At 58.7% G+C, this 19594-nt stretch carries 11 protein-coding genes; 7 read left to right on the top strand and 4 right to left on the bottom strand.

What is annotated here, in order from left to right; genetic code table 11:
* From K1Y02_17020 to K1Y02_17010, 3 genes are all read left to right on the top strand, one after another.
* Window positions 1–3468: protein kinase (locus K1Y02_17020; GenBank protein ID MBX7258066.1), on the top strand; the 3468-nt coding region annotated here is incomplete at its 5' end.
* A gap of 108 nt (window positions 3469–3576) precedes the next feature.
* Window positions 3577–4974: an RtcB family protein gene (locus K1Y02_17015; GenBank protein MBX7258065.1), complete on the top strand. Its 1398-nt coding sequence runs from the start codon at window positions 3577–3579 to the stop codon at window positions 4972–4974.
* 422 nt (window positions 4975–5396) lie between these two features.
* Window positions 5397–7217 carry a U32 family peptidase gene (locus K1Y02_17010; protein MBX7258064.1) on the top strand — a complete coding sequence of 607 codons (1821 nt, stop codon included), beginning with the start codon at window positions 5397–5399 and terminating at the stop codon, window positions 7215–7217.
* Here the strand turns inward: K1Y02_17010 and K1Y02_17005 are convergent.
* Window positions 7214–7678, bottom strand: a complete 465-nt coding sequence (locus K1Y02_17005; GenBank protein ID MBX7258063.1) for a hypothetical protein — start codon at window positions 7676–7678, stop codon at window positions 7214–7216. The genes K1Y02_17010 and K1Y02_17005 overlap by 4 nt on opposite strands.
* Before the next feature lie 332 nt (window positions 7679–8010).
* Complete coding sequence (locus K1Y02_17000; protein ID MBX7258062.1) at window positions 8011–9594, bottom strand: PhoPQ-activated pathogenicity; 1584 nt, start codon at window positions 9592–9594, stop codon at window positions 8011–8013.
* 1198 nt (window positions 9595–10792) lie between these two features.
* Between K1Y02_17000 and K1Y02_16995 the strand changes: the two genes are divergently transcribed.
* A complete protein-coding gene (locus tag K1Y02_16995) occupies window positions 10793–12673 on the top strand; it encodes a 1,4-alpha-glucan branching enzyme (GenBank protein ID MBX7258061.1) in 1881 nt (626 codons plus the stop codon).
* A 104-nt stretch (window positions 12674–12777) separates the two neighbouring features.
* Here K1Y02_16995 and K1Y02_16990 read toward each other — a convergent pair whose 3' ends face one another.
* The gene (locus K1Y02_16990) at window positions 12778–13827 is read right to left on the bottom strand and encodes a hypothetical protein (protein ID MBX7258060.1); all 1050 of its coding nucleotides are present in this window, start codon (window positions 13825–13827) and stop codon (window positions 12778–12780) included.
* Window positions 13828–14042: 215 nt separating this feature from the next.
* Between K1Y02_16990 and K1Y02_16985 the strand changes: the two genes are divergently transcribed.
* Genes K1Y02_16985 through K1Y02_16975 form a run of 3 tightly spaced genes read left to right on the top strand, consistent with a single transcriptional unit; the run spans window position 14043 to window position 17753 of the window.
* The gene (locus K1Y02_16985) at window positions 14043–14717 is read left to right on the top strand and encodes a response regulator transcription factor (protein ID MBX7258059.1); all 675 of its coding nucleotides are present in this window, start codon (window positions 14043–14045) and stop codon (window positions 14715–14717) included.
* Window positions 14718–14725: 8 nt separating this feature from the next.
* Window positions 14726–16384, top strand: a complete 1659-nt coding sequence (locus K1Y02_16980) for a HAMP domain-containing protein (GenBank protein ID MBX7258058.1) — start codon at window positions 14726–14728, stop codon at window positions 16382–16384.
* A 22-nt stretch (window positions 16385–16406) separates the two neighbouring features.
* A complete protein-coding gene (locus K1Y02_16975) occupies window positions 16407–17753 on the top strand; it encodes a right-handed parallel beta-helix repeat-containing protein (protein MBX7258057.1) in 1347 nt (448 codons plus the stop codon).
* 22 nt (window positions 17754–17775) lie between these two features.
* On the opposite strand, the gene K1Y02_16970 is transcribed toward K1Y02_16975, so the two are convergent.
* Window positions 17776–19272, bottom strand: a complete 1497-nt coding sequence (locus K1Y02_16970; GenBank protein MBX7258056.1) for a PilT/PilU family type 4a pilus ATPase — start codon at window positions 19270–19272, stop codon at window positions 17776–17778.
* Window positions 19273–19594: the final 322 nt, after the last annotated feature.

Genomic DNA, 19594 nt, shown 5'->3' with positions numbered 1-19594 from the left:
AAAGAATGCGAGACCTGGGTCAATCTCGGCCTGCATCCTCACGTCGTCAGTTGCTATTACGTGCGTCGCCTGGGCGGCGTGCCCCGCGTGTTTGCCGAGTACGTGGACGGCCAGTCTCTGTGGCACTGTATACAAGACGGGCGCATGTACAAAGGCGGCCCTCGCCGGGCGGTCGCCCGCATCATCGACATCGCCATCCAGACCGCCTGGGGACTGCAACACGCCCACGACCAGGGACTCGTCCATCAGGACGTCAAACCCGCGAATATTCTCATCTCCCAGGAAGGCGTGGCAAAGGTCACGGACTTCGGTCTCGCCCGCGCAATCGAGGCCGCCGCCAACGGCGAAGGCGGCGTGGACTTTGTCGGCATGACACGCGCCTATTGTTCGCCGGAGCAATCCAATCGCGAAAAAATGACCCACGCCACCGATGTGTGGAGCTGGGGTATTTGCGTTCTCGAATGCTTCACCGTGAAGACCGTCTGGAAACGCGGTCAAGACGTGCCCGAGGTGTTGACTCGCTATCTGGAGCAAGCCGCCGAGCGCCCCGGATTGCTGCCGATGCCGCCTCGCCTCGCGGAGGTGCTCCGGCGCACGTTCCAGGTCAGTCCCGAAGCGCGCCCTCGCAGCATGAACGAGATCGCCGAAGAACTCGTCAAGTGCTACCGCGAAGTGACCTCAACGGAGTATCCCCGCAAACGCCCGAAATTCACTTCGGTGTCCGGCAACAACCTCAACAACCGGGCCATGTCCCTGCTCGACTTGGGGCGGTCGGACCATGCGGAACAACTCTGGGACCAGGCGCTCAAATCGGATCCCTACCACCCCGAGTCCAACTACAACGTCGGGCTGGTGCGATGGCGCAGCGGGCGCCTTACCGATGACGCCCTGCTGCAGCGGTTGTTGAACGTAAGCAAACTGCATCCCAAAGATTGGATGCCCGCATACCTCATCGCGCAAGTCCACGCCGAACGCGGCGATTTCCGCACGGCGGCCCGCTTTCTAGGCACGTTGCCCGAGGCGGAACGAAACCGCCGCGAAGTCGTCTCGCTCATCAACACCATCCGCGAACGCGCCGAACGTTCCTGCCACTACGTGCAGAGTATCGAGGCGCACAACGATGCCGTAACCTGCATTGCCTTAAGCGCCAACGCCAAGCTCATCGCATCGGGTAGCGAAGACAATACCCTGAAATTATGGGATTCCGTCACGACGCAATGCGTGCGGTTGTTTGAGGGGCATCAGAACACCGTCACGCGCGTTTTGATCAGCGACGACGAACGATACGCTATCTCGGCGTCGCAGGATCGCACCATCCGAATCTGGGACATTCCCCGTAACGGGTGCGCCGGCGTGTTTGAAGGACACCGCGACTCGGTGCAGTGCATCAGCTTCTGCGCCGAACGCCAACGTCTCCTGTCCGCTGGATTGGATGGCGCGTTGCGGCTCTGGGACTTTGGCAAACGCACCTGCGTCGAAACGATGGAAGGCCATCGAACGGCGCTCGAAGCATGCGCATTGTCTGCGGACGGACTCTTTGCCGTTTCGGGAGGCAACGACCGAGTCATCATGATGTGGGACATGTCCGTCTGTCGCCCCTGCGGGACGCTCGAAGGGCACACGGATGTCGTGAGCACGCTCGCCGTCAGCCAAGACGGTAAACGTGTTCTATCCGGCAGCCACGACCGAACTCTCCGCTATTGGGATGTGGATACGGGTAAGTGCCTTCGCGTCATGGAAGGTCACCCGGGACCTGTCCGCACGCTCGCGTTCACCCCCGACGGTCTGCACGCCGTGTCTGGAGGCCGGGATGGAGCCCTCCGCCTGTGGGAATTGACAACCGGGCGCTGCCTGCACACCTTCACCGGACATCCCGCTGAAGTCAGCGGAATTGCCGTCTCCGGCGACGGACATACCGTCGCTTCCGCAAGCCGCGATCACACCGTTGCCACATGGCAACTATCGGATATCGGACAACCCTATTCCGCGCCCACGGTGATTTGCCAAGCCGTCACCAGCGAAGACGTCGTCAATGTCGGCCAAGCCTTTGACCAAGCGCTCCGAAAAGCGAGGAAGGCCCGCGAACAAGGCGACGTCCTCGCCGCCGCGCGGCACGTTCGCGAAGCGCGTAACCAGCCGGGACAAAACCGCGCGCCCGAAGCCTTGCTCGAATGGCGGCAACTCTATGTCCGATTGCCTCGCGGCGCGTTCCGAAGCGCTTGGGAGTTCACGCGACTCTCCGGTACCGGTGAACGCATCAAGGATATCCGTACGACACCCAGCGGCCGGTACGCCCTTGCCCTTAGCGGGGAGAACACCATCGCAATCTGGGACCTGAACGAACAGAAGGTTGTAGTCGATTTCGAACGTGACGCTTCTCCTGTCGAAGCAATCTGCATGACCGACGACGGCCAATTCGTACTCACCGGCGGCTGGGACGTAAAACTGTGGGACGCGCGGCGTGGCGTATGCCTTCGTAGCTTCGAACGCCTTTCTGACATGGTCAATGCGCTTGATTTCAGCATGGACGGCCGGTTCGCCCTCTCCGCGGGCAACAAGATGATCCGCCTTTGGGACGTCGACTCCGGCCAATGCCTGAGCGAAATCGTTGACCACCCCGGCGACATCACTTCTATTCGCTGGTTGGCCGATGGTCGCCATGCCATTGCAGGCGGCGAAGACAAACGCCTGCGTGTGTGGGACATCGCCACGGGCTCTTGCCGGGGCGTACTCGAAGGACACTCGAATCCCATTACCGCACTCAACGTGAGTCCCGACGGCACACTCGCCATTTCCGGCAGCGGTTCTTTGCTGGGGCGGCCGGGCGAGGTCATGCTGTGGAGTCTCGAGACGGGCGCATGCCTTCGTTCCTTCGAGGGCCACACAGGGCGCGTCTCTACCGTGCAAATCAGCGGCGACAACCGCTTCGCGCTTTCCGGAAGCTCAGACCATACGGTCCGCCTCTGGGAGTTTGCGACCGGCCGCGTCGTCTTCAGCACCGAAGCGCACGCCGACGGCGTCGAATCGGCCGTGCTCAGTTGCGACGGTTCCTTCATCGTCTCCGGCGGCAAAGAAGGCGGTATTCGCGTCTGGACCCTCGATTGGGATCTGGAAGACCGCAATCCCGCTCCGTGGGACGACGGAGCCCGCGCCTGCCTGGAGCGGTTTCTAACAATTCACACGCCCCCTTCAGGCCGTCTGCCTGCACATCGCACGCCCTCGCAGAAAGAAATCGCCGCCGCGCTTACCCGGCGCGGCAAAGCCACATGGACCGACGCCGACATTCAGCGTTTCTTCTTCGCGCTCGGATGCGCGGGCTACGGTTGGCTAGATAGCACCGGCGTCATGGCGCAACTCGAGCAAAGCGCCGCCACCTGGCGCGGACCCAGGTCGATTCCACTCGCACAAGCTTCCGGAGCGGACCAGGGCATCATGAGCCGCTTTCTTCATCGATTCACCGGTGACTGATGCAATGCGACGGCATTTCAGCCGCTGTCCACATCGTCCACTGCTTCACAGTGCGCATGAACCCGCTTATATCGGCGCAATCTGGCGTCGAAAGCTATCAGGGTTACCATGAAACGGCGTGAACTGATCAATCTCGGAATCGTACATCGCGACGCGTTGGACGCAGCGACGGAGGCACTCGCATCCGCCGCAGGCGCAGGCATGCGCAAACGTGAACTGCGCGAGAAGGTGCGCGCCGTAGTCGCGCGTCCCGCCGATCATTTCGAAGACCCGCATTTTGCAGCGCTTGCGAAAGCGCTGTGCAAAGAGCCGCCCGTGCATTTCGCGCCCCAGCGCACGTCTGGACCTGCGCCCTACCGCACGTGGGGCACGAACCTCGACCGTGAGTCCATTGAGCAAATGGACAATGCCTGTTCACTGCCCGTCTCTGTCGTCGGCGCGTTGATGCCCGACGCGCACGTCGGTTACGGCTTGCCCATCGGCGGCGTGCTCGCGACGGACAACGCCGTGATCCCGTATGCCGTCGGGGTCGATATCGCCTGCCGCATGAAGATGACCGTTCTCGATCTACCTCCTCATGCGTTGACCGGCCAGACCGATCGCCTGAAGAACGCCCTTGAGCGCGAGACGCAGTTTGGCGTCGGCGCAACGTTCAAGAATCCGCGCAAGCACGATGTGATGGACGAAGACTGGTCGGTATCGCCCGTGACCGCCCGTATGAAAGACAAAGCGTGGGCGCAATTGGGCACGAGCGGCAGCGGCAACCATTTCGTCGAATACGGAACACTCGACGTGATGACCGACGAGCTGACGATTCCGCGCGGCGCCTACTTGGCCCTCTTGAGCCATAGCGGCAGCCGTGGCACGGGCGCGCAAGTCGCGGACCACTACAGCAAACTGGCGGCGAAGCTGCACCCGGAGCTTCCCAAGAATCTCGTGCACCTGGCGTGGCTTTCCATGGATTCCGAGCCGGGCCAGGAGTATTGGAACGCCATGCAGTTAATGGGCCGCTATGCCGCCGCAAACCATGCGTGCATCCACAAGCACGTGGCGAAAGCGCTCGGCGTGCGCACACTGCTCGATATCGAAAACCACCACAACTTCGCGTGGATTGAGCGACACCAAGGCCGCGACGTGGTCGTGCACCGCAAAGGCGCAACACCCGCCGGCGAGGGTGTATTGGGGATTATCCCCGGCTCGATGGCAACGCCTGGTTACCTCGTGCGCGGGAAGGGGCACCCCGAATCGCTGCATTCGGCCTCACACGGGGCCGGACGCCGCATGAGCCGCAAGAAAGCCAAAGAGACGCTCACCTGGAGCGACACGAAGAAATACCTTGACGAGCGCGGAGTGACCGTACTCTCCGCGGGCATCGACGAAGCCCCCATGGCCTACAAAGACATTGAGCAGGTCATGGCCGCCCAAGAAGACCTCGTCGAAATCCTCGCGCGATTCACGCCCAAGCTCGTGAAGATGGCCCCCGCCGGCGAACGTCCTGAAGACTGATCTCCAGTCTTTCTGCTTGCCGCTCGGCGATCGTGGTGCCACGGGTGCGGGCGTCTTTGTCCACCTCGTCGTGCCTGTCCATGTTCGTCCGTGTGCGTCCGTGTTCTCCCATCCCCATGTCCTCAATCCCCGTTCAGATCTTGCCCACCAAATCCTTTGTGACCACCACGGTCACCCATGGACTCCGCACCGATACCAACTCGATTCCCTCGAATCCCTTGCCCTGCGCAAGGTCCATTGCGATGGGCGCGATGTCGGTAAGACCTCCGAAATCGAAATCATTGCGACGTGAACCACATGGATGATTTTGCCGCTTCGCGGTGTTCCAACATGGGTATGCCCTTGGTGTGCCTGATGATGCGCGCGGTCCAGGCGCGATTTGCGGTACAATTCCCCGATAGTTTCGACCTGCGAGAAGACCTGTGAGAACGATAGAACTCCTTGCCCCGGCACGAGATGCGGAGTGCGGCATGGCGGCCATCCGCTGTGGCGCGGACGCCGTGTACGTTGGCGCGCCGAAGTTTGGCGCGCGCGAAGATGTCGGCAATCCCGTCGAGGACATCGCGGAGCTGGTGCGTTTCGCCCATCGCTATTGGGCCAAGGTGTATGTGACGTTCAACACCATCCTGTATGACGACGAAATCCCCGAGGCGCTGGAAATGATCGGGGAGTTGTATGAGACGGGTATCGACGGGCTTATCGTGCAGGATGTGGGGTTGCTCGAATGCGATTTGCCGCCGATCAAGCTCATCTCCAGCACGCAGATGCACAACACGACGCCGGAGAAGGTCGCGTTTTTGAGTAAGGTGGGATTCAAGCGGGCGATTCTGGCGCGCGAACTGAGTCTGGAAGAGATTCGCGCTATTCGCGCCGCGACTTCCATCGAGTTGGAGTGCTTCATTCACGGTGCGTTGTGCGTCAGCTACAGCGGACAGTGTTATCTGAGTCAGGCCGTGGGCGGAAGAAGCGCGAACCGTGGCGCGTGCGCGCAACCGTGCCGCAAGTCGTATCGTCTGGAGGACGATCGCGGGAACATCCTGACGACCGACACGCATTTGTTGTCGTTGCGCGATCTCAATTTGTCCGATCACTTGAAGGACCTCGTGGAGGCAGGCATCGGGTCTTTCAAGATCGAGGGCCGCCTAAAGGACATCACCTACGTGACCAATGTGGTCACCTTCTACCGGCAGCGGCTCGACGTTCTGATCAAGGAGCTTGGTCTGAAGCGCGCGTCTTCCGGTATCTCGGTGCCCGATTTCGAGCCCGATATCGACAAGACGTTCAATCGCGGCTATACAACGTATTTCGTGGGAGGCCGCCAAGATCCCGTGGGGGCGGTCGACACGCCGAAGATGACGGGCGAATTCCTCGGGTGCGTCAAGCACGTCACGGCGCGCGGCGTCATGCTCGACCGGCCCGTACATGTGACGCCTGGCGATGGCGTATGTTGGTTCGAGTCGAAAGGGAAAGTATCCGGCGCGACGGTCAACGGCGGCACGGGCGCGGAACTGATCCTGCACGAAGCGGGCGCCATCAGTACCGGCGTTGAAGTCTACCGCAACCGAAATCACGCGTATCTCAACACGTTGCGCAAGACTCGAACCGTGCGGCGCATCGACACGTCGATGCGATTCGTCGCGGATGCGAACGGCGCGACGCTTAGCGTTGTGGATGAGGACGGCGTTTGCGCACAGTTACGGTACGAAGGGGCACTCGAGATCGCATCGAAGCCCGAGCAAGCCATCGAGACCACACGAAAGCAACTCGCAAAAACAGGCGACTCCGAATTTGCGTGTAAAGAGGTGGCCATCGAGATGGAGCCCGCGCGGTTCATGCCGGTCGCGGTGTTGAATGCGTTGCGCCGCGATCTGCTCGCGGAACTCAGCAACGCACGCGAACAGAAACGGCCTCGCCAGGTCAGTGCGCCCATCCTGAACGACGAGCCGTATCCCGAGCACGAATTAACTTATCTCGGCAACGTTTTGAACAAGAAAGCCGAAGCGTTCTACCGCCGCCACGGTGTGGAGCATATCGAGCCCGCCGCCGAAGCAGGAATCGATATGAGCGGCAAGGTCGTGATGATTACGCGGCACTGCATCAAGCACCAACTCAATCTGTGCCCGAAGTTCGGCGGCAAGGCGCACAACGGCAAGCTGCGGCTTCTGGATGACGACGGCAAACGGCTCGACCTGCATTTCGACTGCCCGCGTTGTCAGATGCATGTCGTGATGCCCGAGGCTTAACTCGACGCCCTGCCGATCTTCTTTCCGTTAAACGCGAGGCTGCTACCGACGATATCGACGAAGTGTTCTTCGCCTTTATCATCGAAGATGCGGACTTTGTCGCCGTTGACCTCCCATTTTGCGCAGATCCTTCCATTCATCTGCCACCGGCCATCGGGCAAGAACGCGATGTCGATCTTATCGTCCTGCCAGCGCGTACCCGCCAAGGTCTCCGCCGTCAGTGGAGTCTCGGCTGCCGCTTGCGGAGCAGGCGAGGATTGCGCTGCGCGATCCTCGGCCTTTGTAGGCGCAGACACTTCCGCAACGACAGGTACGAGCGCGGGCTTTGCAGGAATTGGCGGCTGTTGCTTCAACTGTGCCGCAGGCTGGGTGGGAGCGGGCTTGCTCTTTTCCATAAGCTGCCACGTCAGGACTCCACCTGCACAAAGGAGAATGACCAAACCGATGAGTGTTTTTCGCATGATTGACCTCTCTCGTCAAACCCCGGATTTCTCACGAACACACTTGAACCTCTCACGTAACCATTGTGTTTGCGAGACTTGCGGCGAAAATCAAAGCGGCTCTCCTAAAACACAGTGTGTTCGCGAGAAATCCTCATGGCATAACCTCAACGTCTTGCACGTGAGCAATTTGCGTCGGCGCCCAATCGCGCCGGTGCAAATTGCGGACTATACATGGTCCGAATCCACAAGAACGCCGACTGCATAGCGTGCAGTGACTGTCTTCGGAGGTTGACCCCGCCCCACGAGGCACTGCGGGGCGGGGCTCCTCGTCATAAGCATTGGACTAGACGCTATTGCCAGCAGCCCAATCCATCAAAGGGGAGAGTGTCCGGAGTAACCACGATCTCCGTCGTGAAGACCTGCGTACCAAAGGTCAACTCCACGAAGAAAGCAGTCCATCCCTGAGCCGGCGGCGGACAATAACCAATATACGTGCCGCCACCCTGATCGGTCAGCGTTGAACTCGTGTAGATGGGTCCAACGGACTCAAGCCGGAAATCACGCCCATTCGGATTCGTTGCCTGCCACAGCTTGACCGAATCGGGATTGCTCGGCGTCTGCACAATCAGCGCGCCGTTTCCGTCGATGTACCAGGAGTACTGTGGATTCGCAGTGCCATTCATGACATTCGAACCCCACGTCAAAAGACCGAGGAGGTTGTTGTAGTCATCCAACACGCCGTCCATGTAATGGTCCTTGTTGGGGAAGTAACGAAGCCATGTCTGGTTCTGATTCGGAAGATCGTGGAAGTAATACCGCGACGAATCCGGCAGGAAGAACTGATCGCCGGACGCGTTGACGATGAACTTCGGCATCGTGTACTTCGAGATATACCGGTACGGGTCCACGATATTCAGCAGGTCAGGCGCCAGCGGATCCGTATCCACGCGGCAGAACAGGTTGAAGTCAACGTAGTCCTGAATCGCGCTCGAATACAGTCCGTAGGACTCCCAATGGTGCTCGACCTGTTCCGGGAAGTTGAGCACGTCTATAACGATGGGAAGGATGTACTTCACGCGTGGATCGACGGCGGTCGTAAGCCAGGTTGCCCAGCCCCGCTTCGACGCCCCGATCACCAGGAAGTCATCCACTTCTTTGCGCTGCTTCTGGATCATGTCCATCGCTTTCACGGCGGATTTCACCATGGCGCAGTGAACCGGCCACTTGTAATCGCCCGTCAGCAGATACTTGTCCAGACTGTACGCAAGGATCTCGTCTTCAGTGCGTTCATTGTTCACTTCGTCCGTGAAATACAGCGGCTGATTCGGCACTTGGTCGAGCTGAGCGTATTTCACACCGAGCGCAATCGCGACCAAGGCAATCGTCGAATCCGGACTCGGATACTTCAACGGGTTGCTGCCGCCATTGATCAGGAAGATGCAGTCGTCGCCCGAGAACCACGGAACCGCCATGGTCAGGTCATGCTGCCAAAGCGGGCGGTCAACATCCGCTGACGTGCGCCAGGACTGCGAGTTCAGCGACATCTCATACCCGTCCCATCCCAGGTGTGTGTCTGTGTCGATCAATGTCGCGCTGGTGGTGGGATCGTTTAGGCCCACGTACCGCACGAGCGCATTGCTCGACGTCGGGGTAACGGGTCTGAAGATCGCGCTCGCCGTCTTGTCGCTGGTAATGTAGAACGTGTAGGGATTCGGCTTGCCCGCCATGTCGCCTTCCCACCTGTCAAATACCCAACCCGCCGCAGGCGTGGCGCGAAGTGTGACCCGCGATAGCCACGACAGATTGTTCGCTCCTATCCCAGGGCTGACCGTTCCCTCTCCGATCTTGGTCACCGTGAGATAGGTTGCGCTTGCCGGAAAGCTTAGAACTGCAAGCAAGGCAAGCGCTACTGCTGCCATTGTCAGGCGTCTCATTCGTCTTTCCTCCTGTGTTTGACTTCGGTTGGCACCCCGATACCGTGTCTGTTTGCCCGTTTCTTCCTCCCAGACGTTGTGAATCGACAAAGCATCTCCCTGCGTGTTTCTTTGCTTAGCCGACTCAGCCCCGTTGCACCTATCACGGACACTGTAGAGAGTCCGTGTAAGACCATGATTAGTCCGGATTTCTCACGAACACATCTGACCCTTTCTTATAACTACTGCGTTTTCGAGACTTACGGCGAAAAACCAGGCAGTTCTCCGAAAACAAAGTGTGTTCGCGAGAAATCCTCATGGCATAGCCTCAAAGTCTTGCACGTGAGCAATTTGCGTCGGCGCTCAATCGCGCCGATGCAAATTGCGGATTAGATGTCGTAACGTTCCCCTTACCCGCGGAAGACCCTACGACGTACGAACGCGAAATATGATGCGAGAGCACACCGTGCCTTACTGTGCCACTTCTCTTCTACAATTCTGTACGGCGAATTGTCAAGGGGTAATTGTGTACTATATAAGCGACGCACGCCGCGTACCCCGCATACTCCGAGAAAGTGGCCATCGTGTGCGATTGAATTCGGTAATCGCTTGACACACAAAGCGGCGCGAAGTGGGTTTCCGCGTTAAGTCAAGCGAGTATCAGCGGTGAGCTATAGCCCTAAGTCCGAGGGCTGACGCAATCCCTGATTAAACAGCCGGTCCGGTGTTGCATCGGGCGATAGGGTATTAAGGGGACTGTATGAAATTGATTGATACTTGCAGGCTTGACAAAACGGCCTTCACGGTAGCGTCGCTTTCTCAGCAAGGAGACGATAGAGCCTATTGGTTGTCGAAGACCTCCGAAGAACGTCTCCAAGCCGTCGAAATCCTACGGCAAATCAACTATGGCTACGATGAATCTTCCGCGCGACTTCAGCGAATTATTGAGGTTGTTCAACACCCACCTCGTTGAGTACTTGGTAGTTGGGGGTTGCGCTGTGGCCTTCCACGGATATCCTCGCGCTACCGGAGATATCAACATTTAGATTGCCGTCAATACCGATAACGCGCAGAGGGTCGTAGCCTGCCTCTGGGAGGATATGAGAGTCATCCAATTGTCTATAGGTGTGTTGTCCGATGGCGAATTCTATTGTATTATGGCGATCTGTCCTCTGGTGTTTGCGCAAAAGACTAGCCATGAACCTGCGAGGGAACCACCATGTATCAGGACTTCGGCGCAAGGGAACTGGACGACACCCGCAAAGCCGTCTTTCGCCTATTTATCCCCGACTCGAAACTTGACCCGGGTCAGTACAACCGCGGGACTTTCCCCTCTATTTCGAAGATCCATGTCATCGGCGACTTTCAGTCCTCGTTGGGAGGCACGAACTGGAGCATTGAGCCTGCATTCGAAATGCAGAAGGCCCCGTATACGGATCCGAGCAATGGGCGCACCAAGGGTTGGCTATACCAAGCGGAGACTGCGGAACTTCCAGAGGGGTTCTATCAATACAAGTTCTATGTGACCTTCGCAAGCGGTACAGGAAGGCATGTTTGCGATCCCTGTACTCGCTACGGCGGAACCGAGAGCCAGAATTCCGGCGTCGTAATTGGGGGTCCCAAGGGGGACACGAAACCGCTAGCGAAACCGCTGCCTCTCGAGCGGCTCATCATGTACGAGTTGATGATCGACGATTTCACGGCGGAGTACCGTGGATCGGCGGCTCCGCTCGCGGCATTGGTCGAGAAGCTGGACTACATCAAGAGTCTTGGTGTGAATGCCATTGAGTTCATGCCGTGGACGCAATGGCCCGGTACGGGCTACAACTGGGGTTATGAGCCCCAGGATTATTTTGCCGTGGCCCATCCCTATACATTGAACCCGCAGAATCCGGCGGAGAAACTGTTCCTGCTCAAGCGCTTGATTTCCGAGTGCCACGCCCGCGATCTGCACGTGATCTTCGATGGTGTATTCAACCACGTTACGTCCAAAGACCCGAACGAAGGCTGGGGGTATCGCTGGTTGTGGGAAAACCCCGAAGACTCGCCGTATTGCGGCAAATTCGCCGATGCCGCGTTTTACCAGGATCTTGACTACGCGAACACGTGCACACTCGACTTCGCAACCGATGTCTGTCTGTATTGGATTGACACATTCAGCATCGACGGCATCCGCTTCGATTGCACGTCGGGTTTCTACGACTCCAACCGTCCCAGTCTCGGTTTGCCCGGAATGATTGCGCGATTGAAGGCGCATTTGGCAAGCAAAGGCCTCACGAACTTCCCGCTTATCCTCGAACACAAGTGGGAGTACTCGTCCATCGATACCACGAACAGAGTGAATGCGACGAGCTGCTGGCTGGATCCTTTCCGGTCTGCCACACGAGGATTCCTGACTGAGCGCAGGGTATGGCCCGGCATCATGCGGCTGGCCGACGCGGCGCGTGACTTCAACGACGGGCGCACACCGATTACCTACATCGAAAACCACGACCACGAGTCGTTTGTGCTCAACGCTGGAAGCCGCGACGAATGGTGGCGCACGCAACCGTACGCAATTATGCTTTTCACTACAGCAGGTTGTTCCATGATCCACAACGGGCAAGAATTCGCGGAGTTGTACCGCATGCCCGAAAGCGACCACGGAGCGCCCGAGAACTCACTCGATCCTGCCGTGAAACGGGTTGTGCCGCGTCCGTTACGATGGTCTCATGCGAACGACGATCCAGGCCTCGCCACACTTGGGCTTTACCGTAGGCTGATTGGTTTACGCGATACGTTCCCCAGCCTCGCGTCGGCGAACTTCCATCCTCGCTACTGGGAAGAGGGTTGGACGAAACCTGACGCGGATGGTTTTGGGATTGATATAGACCGGCAGACGGTAGTCTATCATCGCTGGGGTAACGCGGACGACGGGCGTTTGGAGAAGTTCTACGTTGTTCTCAACTTCTCCATGCACCCGCAGGAAGTCCTGGTTACATTTCCCGAAAACGATGGATGGGAAGACTTTCTCAGCGGCTGGCGTCCAGCAGTGCACGATCATCGACTCGTATTTCAGGTGGGGTCGAACTGGGGACACGTCTTCTACAAGAAGTACTAGCGTTGGAAGCTTCGGTTTCGCCTAGGATTTGGAGGATAACCAAAGGGAGCGCCCTTTCGAGCGCTCCCTTTGATGGGTGAGCCTGCTATGCTCACGGGGTAACGTCAGCGAGGAGGTTCTGCGGGGCCATTGGCCTCCTCAGACGGGATGGGCCTGCGGAGCTTGGCATGAAAGGCCTGAAACTCTTCGTTGCTCAGGACGCCGTCGCCGTCGGTATCCATTGATTTGAACCGTTCATCGGGATTGCCGCGCGGAGGTCCAAGGCGTTCGCCGCCCTGGGGCGGGCCCATGCGGCGGTTGTCGTCTTGATCAAGCGCGCCATCCGGGCCTTGTACACGCATCCCGCGCGGGCCGATGCCTTGTCCACGTCCGTCGCGCGGACCGTTACCGGGCATTCCCTCTGGACCTTGCCCAAATCCGGGGCCAGCGCCTTGCATCATGCACTGACCACCCATGCGAGGCGGAGGACCCATGCGGTCTTCATCGGGACCGAAGCCTTCTCTCGGACCACCGAAGCCACGTCCCGGACCACGGTCAAAGTCTTGGCCTGGGCCACCAAATCCATGTCCCGGACCACGGTCAAAGTCTTGACCTGGACCACGTCCCGGACCACGGTCGAAGTCTTGTCCTGGGCCACCGAAGCCGCGTCCCGGACCACGGTCGAAGTCTTGACCCGGGCCACCGAAGCCACGGCCTGGTCCACGGTCAAAGTCTTGACCCGGGCCACCGAAGCCACGTCCCGGTCCACGATGGAAGCCCTGTCCCGGACCGCCCTGACCACGACCGCGCCCTTGCGCAAAGTCCTGGCCAGGATTTCCCGGAGCCGGCGCGAGTTGCTGCAGTGCCGCTTGGATTTCTTCCTGCGATAACGCGCCGTCGCCATTCTTGTCGAAGTCCTTCAGGATGCGTGCGGCATCGGGCGTGCGTGGACCATGCGGCCCGGCCATCTCCGGAGGCGGCGGCAATTCACCATCCTGCGGAGGCGGCAGCGGCGCATCTGCCTGCGGGGGCGGCGGTGCTTGAGGTTCTGGCGCGGTTTCTGCCGGCGCCGGAACCGGAGCTTGTGCAAATACCCGGTTCGTGACACTCGCGGTCAGAAGTACTGCAAGCAGCACGACGGGCAGCGCGAACAAACGAAGTGTCTTAGCGTTCATGGTCTCGTCCTCCTCTTGGTCTTCATATTCTCTATGCGTCAACACAGTCACCTCGGGTTCACTTTCTAGCGGCGGCCTTTTGCAGCCACCGGCTCTGTCTCGGCTCTGTAGGGACTGTAGCAGCCGCTCATGAAGGCAAGACCGCAGAATGAATTACGAATTCGTAATGGTTGGATTGCGCCATTGGACGCTGCGCGGTGCTATACTCCGAAATCATGCGAGTATTGATTGTTGAAGATGAAAAGCAGATCGCGGGTTTCGTAAAGAAGGGGCTTGAGGAGCAAGGTTTCGACATCGACGTCAGTCACAACGGTGACGAAGCCTACTCGTTGGCCTTGGAGCGCACCTACGATGTCATCGTGCTCGATATCATGCTTCCCGGCCGGGATGGTCTAAGCATTCTGAAGAATCTGCGGGCCAAGAAGAACGCGGTGCCTGTTATTCTCCTCACTGCGCGCACCGAGTTGGATGAGCGGTTGGAAGGACTCAATCTCGGCGCCGACGATTACCTCACCAAGCCCTTCTTTGTTGAAGAACTTATTGCCCGCATTCATGCGGTAATCCGGCGCGCGTCTGGTGAACGGCTCACCGTTCTTCAATCGGGCGACCTGAACGTGAATCTCATCACGCGAGAGGTTCGGCGCGGTGACCGCGACATTCGCCTGACGGCGCGCGAGTTCAATCTGCTGGAATACCTGATGCGATCGCCTGGTCGTGTGTATTCGCGCACGCAGATCCTGGAACACATTTGGGGATACGATTTCGACCCCAACACGAATCTCGTCGATGTTCATATTCAACGCTTGCGCAAGAAGATTAGTCCGGAATCGGCGGAAGCCCTCATCGAGACCGTGCGCGGCGTGGGGTATCGCTTCAGGGGATCGCCGTAACGGCCGCTATGAAGCCATTGTCGTTCAGAGTCCGAATCGCACTCCTGTCGGTGGTTATCTCGGGACTCGTGCTCGCGGCGTTCGGCGTATGGGCCCTGTTGCTGGCTGAGCGGACAGAACTGAAGCGCATCGACGACGATTTGCGCGGGTTTGCAGCCGGACACGTCGGTTTTCGCCGTCCACCCCACTATTGGCAGCGCGTTGGCGAGTCGTTGCAGTTTGTATTCGGTTCGGGTCACGACGACGCTCTGATTCTACTTGTGAAGGGTCCCAACGGCGAAGAACTGTACCGTTCGCGGGGATGGCCCGAGACGCTGCCCATATCCCGGATTCCTTCGCCTGACGAGCTTCCGCGAGGCCCCGAAGGAGAACCTCCTCCTCCAATCGATCCGATGCGGTGGAGATTAGGACCTCCACCTGTGGGCGGACCTCCGGAGCCGGATGCGCCGCTCATCGATGGCAATGTCGGCCGTATTGACGAGAAAATGCCTGTCGATGCAGGCAACGAAGATGTCATGACCCCGAGGGGGCCAAGAAGACGTGGCGGCGGACGTGGCATGGGGCCAGGCCGGCCACCTGGACCGCCGGCCGGCATTCAACGGCGTCCGGAGCAGTTTTTCACCGAATCTGACGGGCGCATGCAATGGCGCATCGCAGTCTTCGGAGACCCTGACGCCACACTTGCGCTGGGACTTAACTTGGGACCGCACCTTGGACACATCCACCGCACGCGAATTGCGTTTCTCGTAGCGTACATTGCGGCACTGCTTGTCGTGGGAGCGGGCGGATGGCTCATTTCTGATCGCGCTCTACGGCCCGTGAAAATATTGGCGCGCACAGCCGAACAGATTACCGCGCAGGACCTGAGTCAGCGCATGGACGTGCGCAAGGAAGACGCGGAGTTCTTCCGACTGGCTTCCGTGCTGAATGCGATGCTCGATCGGCTCGAAAAGAGTTATCAACAAGCCGTACGATTCAGTGCGGATGCTTCACACGAATTGAAGACGCCGCTGACAATTCTCCAGGGTGAATTGGAGCAAGCGTTGCAGGGGTCGCCGCCGGGCTCGCCGCAGCAACAACTCTTTTCGCAGTTGCTCGGCGAAGTGCAGCGTTTGAAGGCGATAACGCGGAAGCTGCTCTTGTTATCCTTGGCGGATGCGGGACGGCTCACGTTGCATCTGGAGCCCGTGAGTTTGAGCGATGCCGTGGATTCGCTATGCGACGATTGCCAGATTCTGGCGCCGGGTCTCACGGTCGAGCGCGACATTATGCCGGACCTGTGGGTGAACGCCGATGCCGATCTGCTGACGCAAGTCTTACAGAACATATCGAGCAATGCCATCAAGTACAACAAAGAAGGTGGTTGGATTCGCGTGCGGCTTGACGGAGACGCGTCTACCGTGCGGTTGGACATTGCAAACGCGGGAAAAGGTATTGTGCCGGAGGACCGCGACAAGGTATTCGACCGGTTCTATCGTGGCGAGAAGTCACGCGACCGTTCCGTGGATGGCGTCGGACTGGGACTTAGTCTGGCCCGCGAAATTGTGCGCGCGCATAAGGGGACGCTGGTGCTTTCACCAGACACCACGGACGAGTGCACCGTCTTCACGATGACGTTACCGGCAGTCCAGAATCCCAGGCGAGTTTCTACGCAGGGGACTACATAACAAGGGCCAGGAGTCGAACCGAATGAGATCCTCAGGAAATGCCTCTTTCAGCAGAAGAGATCTACTACGATCGGCTGGAATCGCAACGGCGGGGGCATTCTTGTCCCGGCACGCGCTGTCCGATGACCGTCCTCCTGTCACAAGGCCACGAGCAACCTCGGGCGACACGGTCGTCGAACCGAACTGGTCGGAACGATTGACGATCACGGTTGGCCCCAAGGATGCCGATTTGGTGGGTGCCAGCGAGAAGGTCATCCAGGCTGCCGTTGATTACATGGCGCGCGCGGGAGGTGGAACGGTACGAATACTGCCCGGCACGTATCGATTGCGCAATGCCGTGTACCTTCCGTCAAATATCCGAATCCTCGGCAGCGGTCTTGACAGCATTCTTGTGAAAGAACCCTCTGTCGAGACAGCTTTGGCGGAAGACTCGGACTGGTACGACCAGGAGATCACGCTTAAGGATGCGACGGGGTTTGCGGTGGGAGACGGGGTCTGCATTCGGGCGACGAACCCGAACGACGGTGGGGCTATCGTCATCAAACGGACACTGGTCGCACGGGACGGAAACCGATTCAAACTCGACAAAGGTCTCCGCGACAATCTTTGGACCGATAGCAAGCCGACAGTCCAAACATTGTTTCCATTATTGACGGCGGAGTACGCGTCCGGAATCGCAATTGAGGATATTGCGTTGGACGGCAACCGGGAGAAGAACGCCAACCTCGACGGCAATTACGCCGGATGCATTTGGATGCAGGATTGCAGCAACCTCGTTTTTCGATCGGTCACCGCGCGCAACTACAACGGCGACGGGATCAGCTTTCAGATTTGTCACGATGTCGTCGTGGAGAAGTGTCATAGCCATGACAACGCGGGGTTGGGCGTGCACCCAGGGTCGGGTTCACAGCGGCCCATCCTGCGCAACAATACCTTCGAACGGAACAACATCGGCATCTTCTTCTGCTGGGGAGCCAAGTACGGGCTCGCCGAGAAGAACGTGATTCAAGATAACGACTGCGGGATTTCCATCGGTCATCGCGACAACGAGAATCTCGTGCGCGATAACGATGTATTGCGAAGCAAGACGGTCGGTCTCTTGTTCAGGCCCGAACGCGGCGAAGGCTTTACCGCAACGGGCAATCGTTTCGAGAGGAACCGCATCCTGGACAGCGGCGGTGACGACGGCATCGGCGTGGATATCCAAGGCGTGACAGCGGGCAATACGCTGTCGAACAACGAAATCCGGGAAACGCGCGCACCCGCTTCGCGCATTGGCGTGCGCGTGGGAAAGGATGCCGGCGAGAATCAACTCGTCGACAACATGATCGAAGGCTTCTCTACCGCCGTGCAGGATCTTCGGGCCTGACCTGCAATCCACGAAGCTCTGGTTACTTCAGCAGCTTGCGGCCTTCGGTGCCTTTAATGCCGGTGATGACGCGCTGGAAGCCTTGCTCGTCGCTGCACGCGGAGATGGCTTCTTCCTTCGTGACGACGCCACGCTTGTAGAGTTCCACGGCATACTGGTCGAAGCTCTTCATATCCGTATCGACTTCGATGATGTTGTAAAGCCGTTGCAGGTCGCCTTCGAGGATCGAATCGCGAACCATCGGAAGGTTGCAGAGGAACAACTCTACGCATGGGATACGTCCGCCGCCCACGCGTTTAAGCAGGCGCTGGCAACACACGCCCTTCAGGGTGTACGCCAATTCCTGCCGAATCACTTCGCGTTCGTCATGCGGGAAATAGCTGATGATACGGTTGACGGTATCGACCGCGGTCATCGTATGGAGCGTGCTCAACACCAAGTGACCGGTCGATGCCGCGCTGATGGCTGCACGGATCGTTTCTCGGTCGCGCATTTCGCCCACGAGAATCACGTCCGGGTCTTCGCGCAGCGCGCCGCGCAAAGCGTTGGCGAACGAAAACGTATCGCGGCCGCACTGGCGCTGCGAGATAATGCTCTTCTTGTCCGAGTACACGAATTCGATCGGGTCTTCAATCGTGATGATGTGTGCATGGCGTTTTGCATTGATGTAATCGACCATGGCGGCAAGTGTCGTGGACTTACCGCTGCCCGTTACGCCGCACACCAGGAACAGGCCGCGGTGGGCGTCTGCAATGTCGCGCACGTGAATGGGCAAATCCAGTTTTTCGAAGGGAACCGGCTCTTCGGGGATGAATCGGATAGCCAGGGCCATGGCGCCCATCTTGATGTATCCGCTGCAACGCAGATAGCACAAGCCCGCCAAGTGATACTGGAAGCTGCTTTCTTTTTCGGCGTCGAGAATGTCCAACTGCTGCTGACCGCCCAACTGGAATACGACTTCTCGCATGTCGTCGGAACTCAAAGGAGGAAGGTCCAGAGGTTGCAGTTCGCTGTCAATGCGCATGTACGGCGGCGAGCCCGCGCGGAGGTGAATATCCGACCCCTTCTTCTGCAACATCTCTTCAATGAGGACGTTGATATTGAAATCGAATCGGCTGAAGGAACCGATACTCACGTGCCATGAACGCGATCGGATGGATTCGGCCGCGTTTTCATAGATGATACGGTCAACGGGTTCGAGTTGCCGCAATTGCGGCCACTCGAACGATGGCAGTGTGATGGAGCACTTGCCATCGACGATTTTCGTCTGGTTGGGGATGCGTGCAGCTTCAAGCTGCGACTTGATCGTATCCGGATCGGTGCCCTCTTTCACCGGGAAGTCGAACCGGAAATAGTCGACGCGCTTACCGAAGTCTTTGGACCGCGCAACGATCTCGTTGTTCTCCGCTTTCAGGCTTACCTCGGCGGGGAGCCCTTTCTGGCGGATGATTTCGTGGATAGCTGTTCGAAAGATTTCGAACAGGGTGCTTTTCGACAGGGTCCCTACAACAAGCGACATGGGACGAAACCCCTCCTGACACGGCGCGTGCGGTGTATGCCGTCCGTGTCCAATGATTGCAACGCGCCGATTTTGGATCCGTCGCTTCGGAGGTACTCAGCGCCTCCTGCACAGAAGAGATGCGCTCCCTCCTCGCTTCGTCGTGTCCGAAGGGTCGGGCACGGGTCGCAATTCGCCTGTGGAAACAAGCGATTCACAAGCTGGGCATCCCGACCCTAGATGACTGCATGAGCAGCTCGGTGGGCGGGTTCAGCCAGAAGCTAACGAACTTTCCGGGGTACGGTCAGTTCGGAATCCGGGCACGTTGCGCCACATGACACAC

The organism is Candidatus Hydrogenedentota bacterium, assembly GCA_019695095.1.
In the GTDB taxonomy this organism is placed as follows: Bacteria; Hydrogenedentota; Hydrogenedentia; order Hydrogenedentales; family SLHB01; genus JAIBAQ01.
Note: the sequence above shows the minus strand (reverse complement) of the source record. Positions and strands in the feature narration are given on the sequence as shown.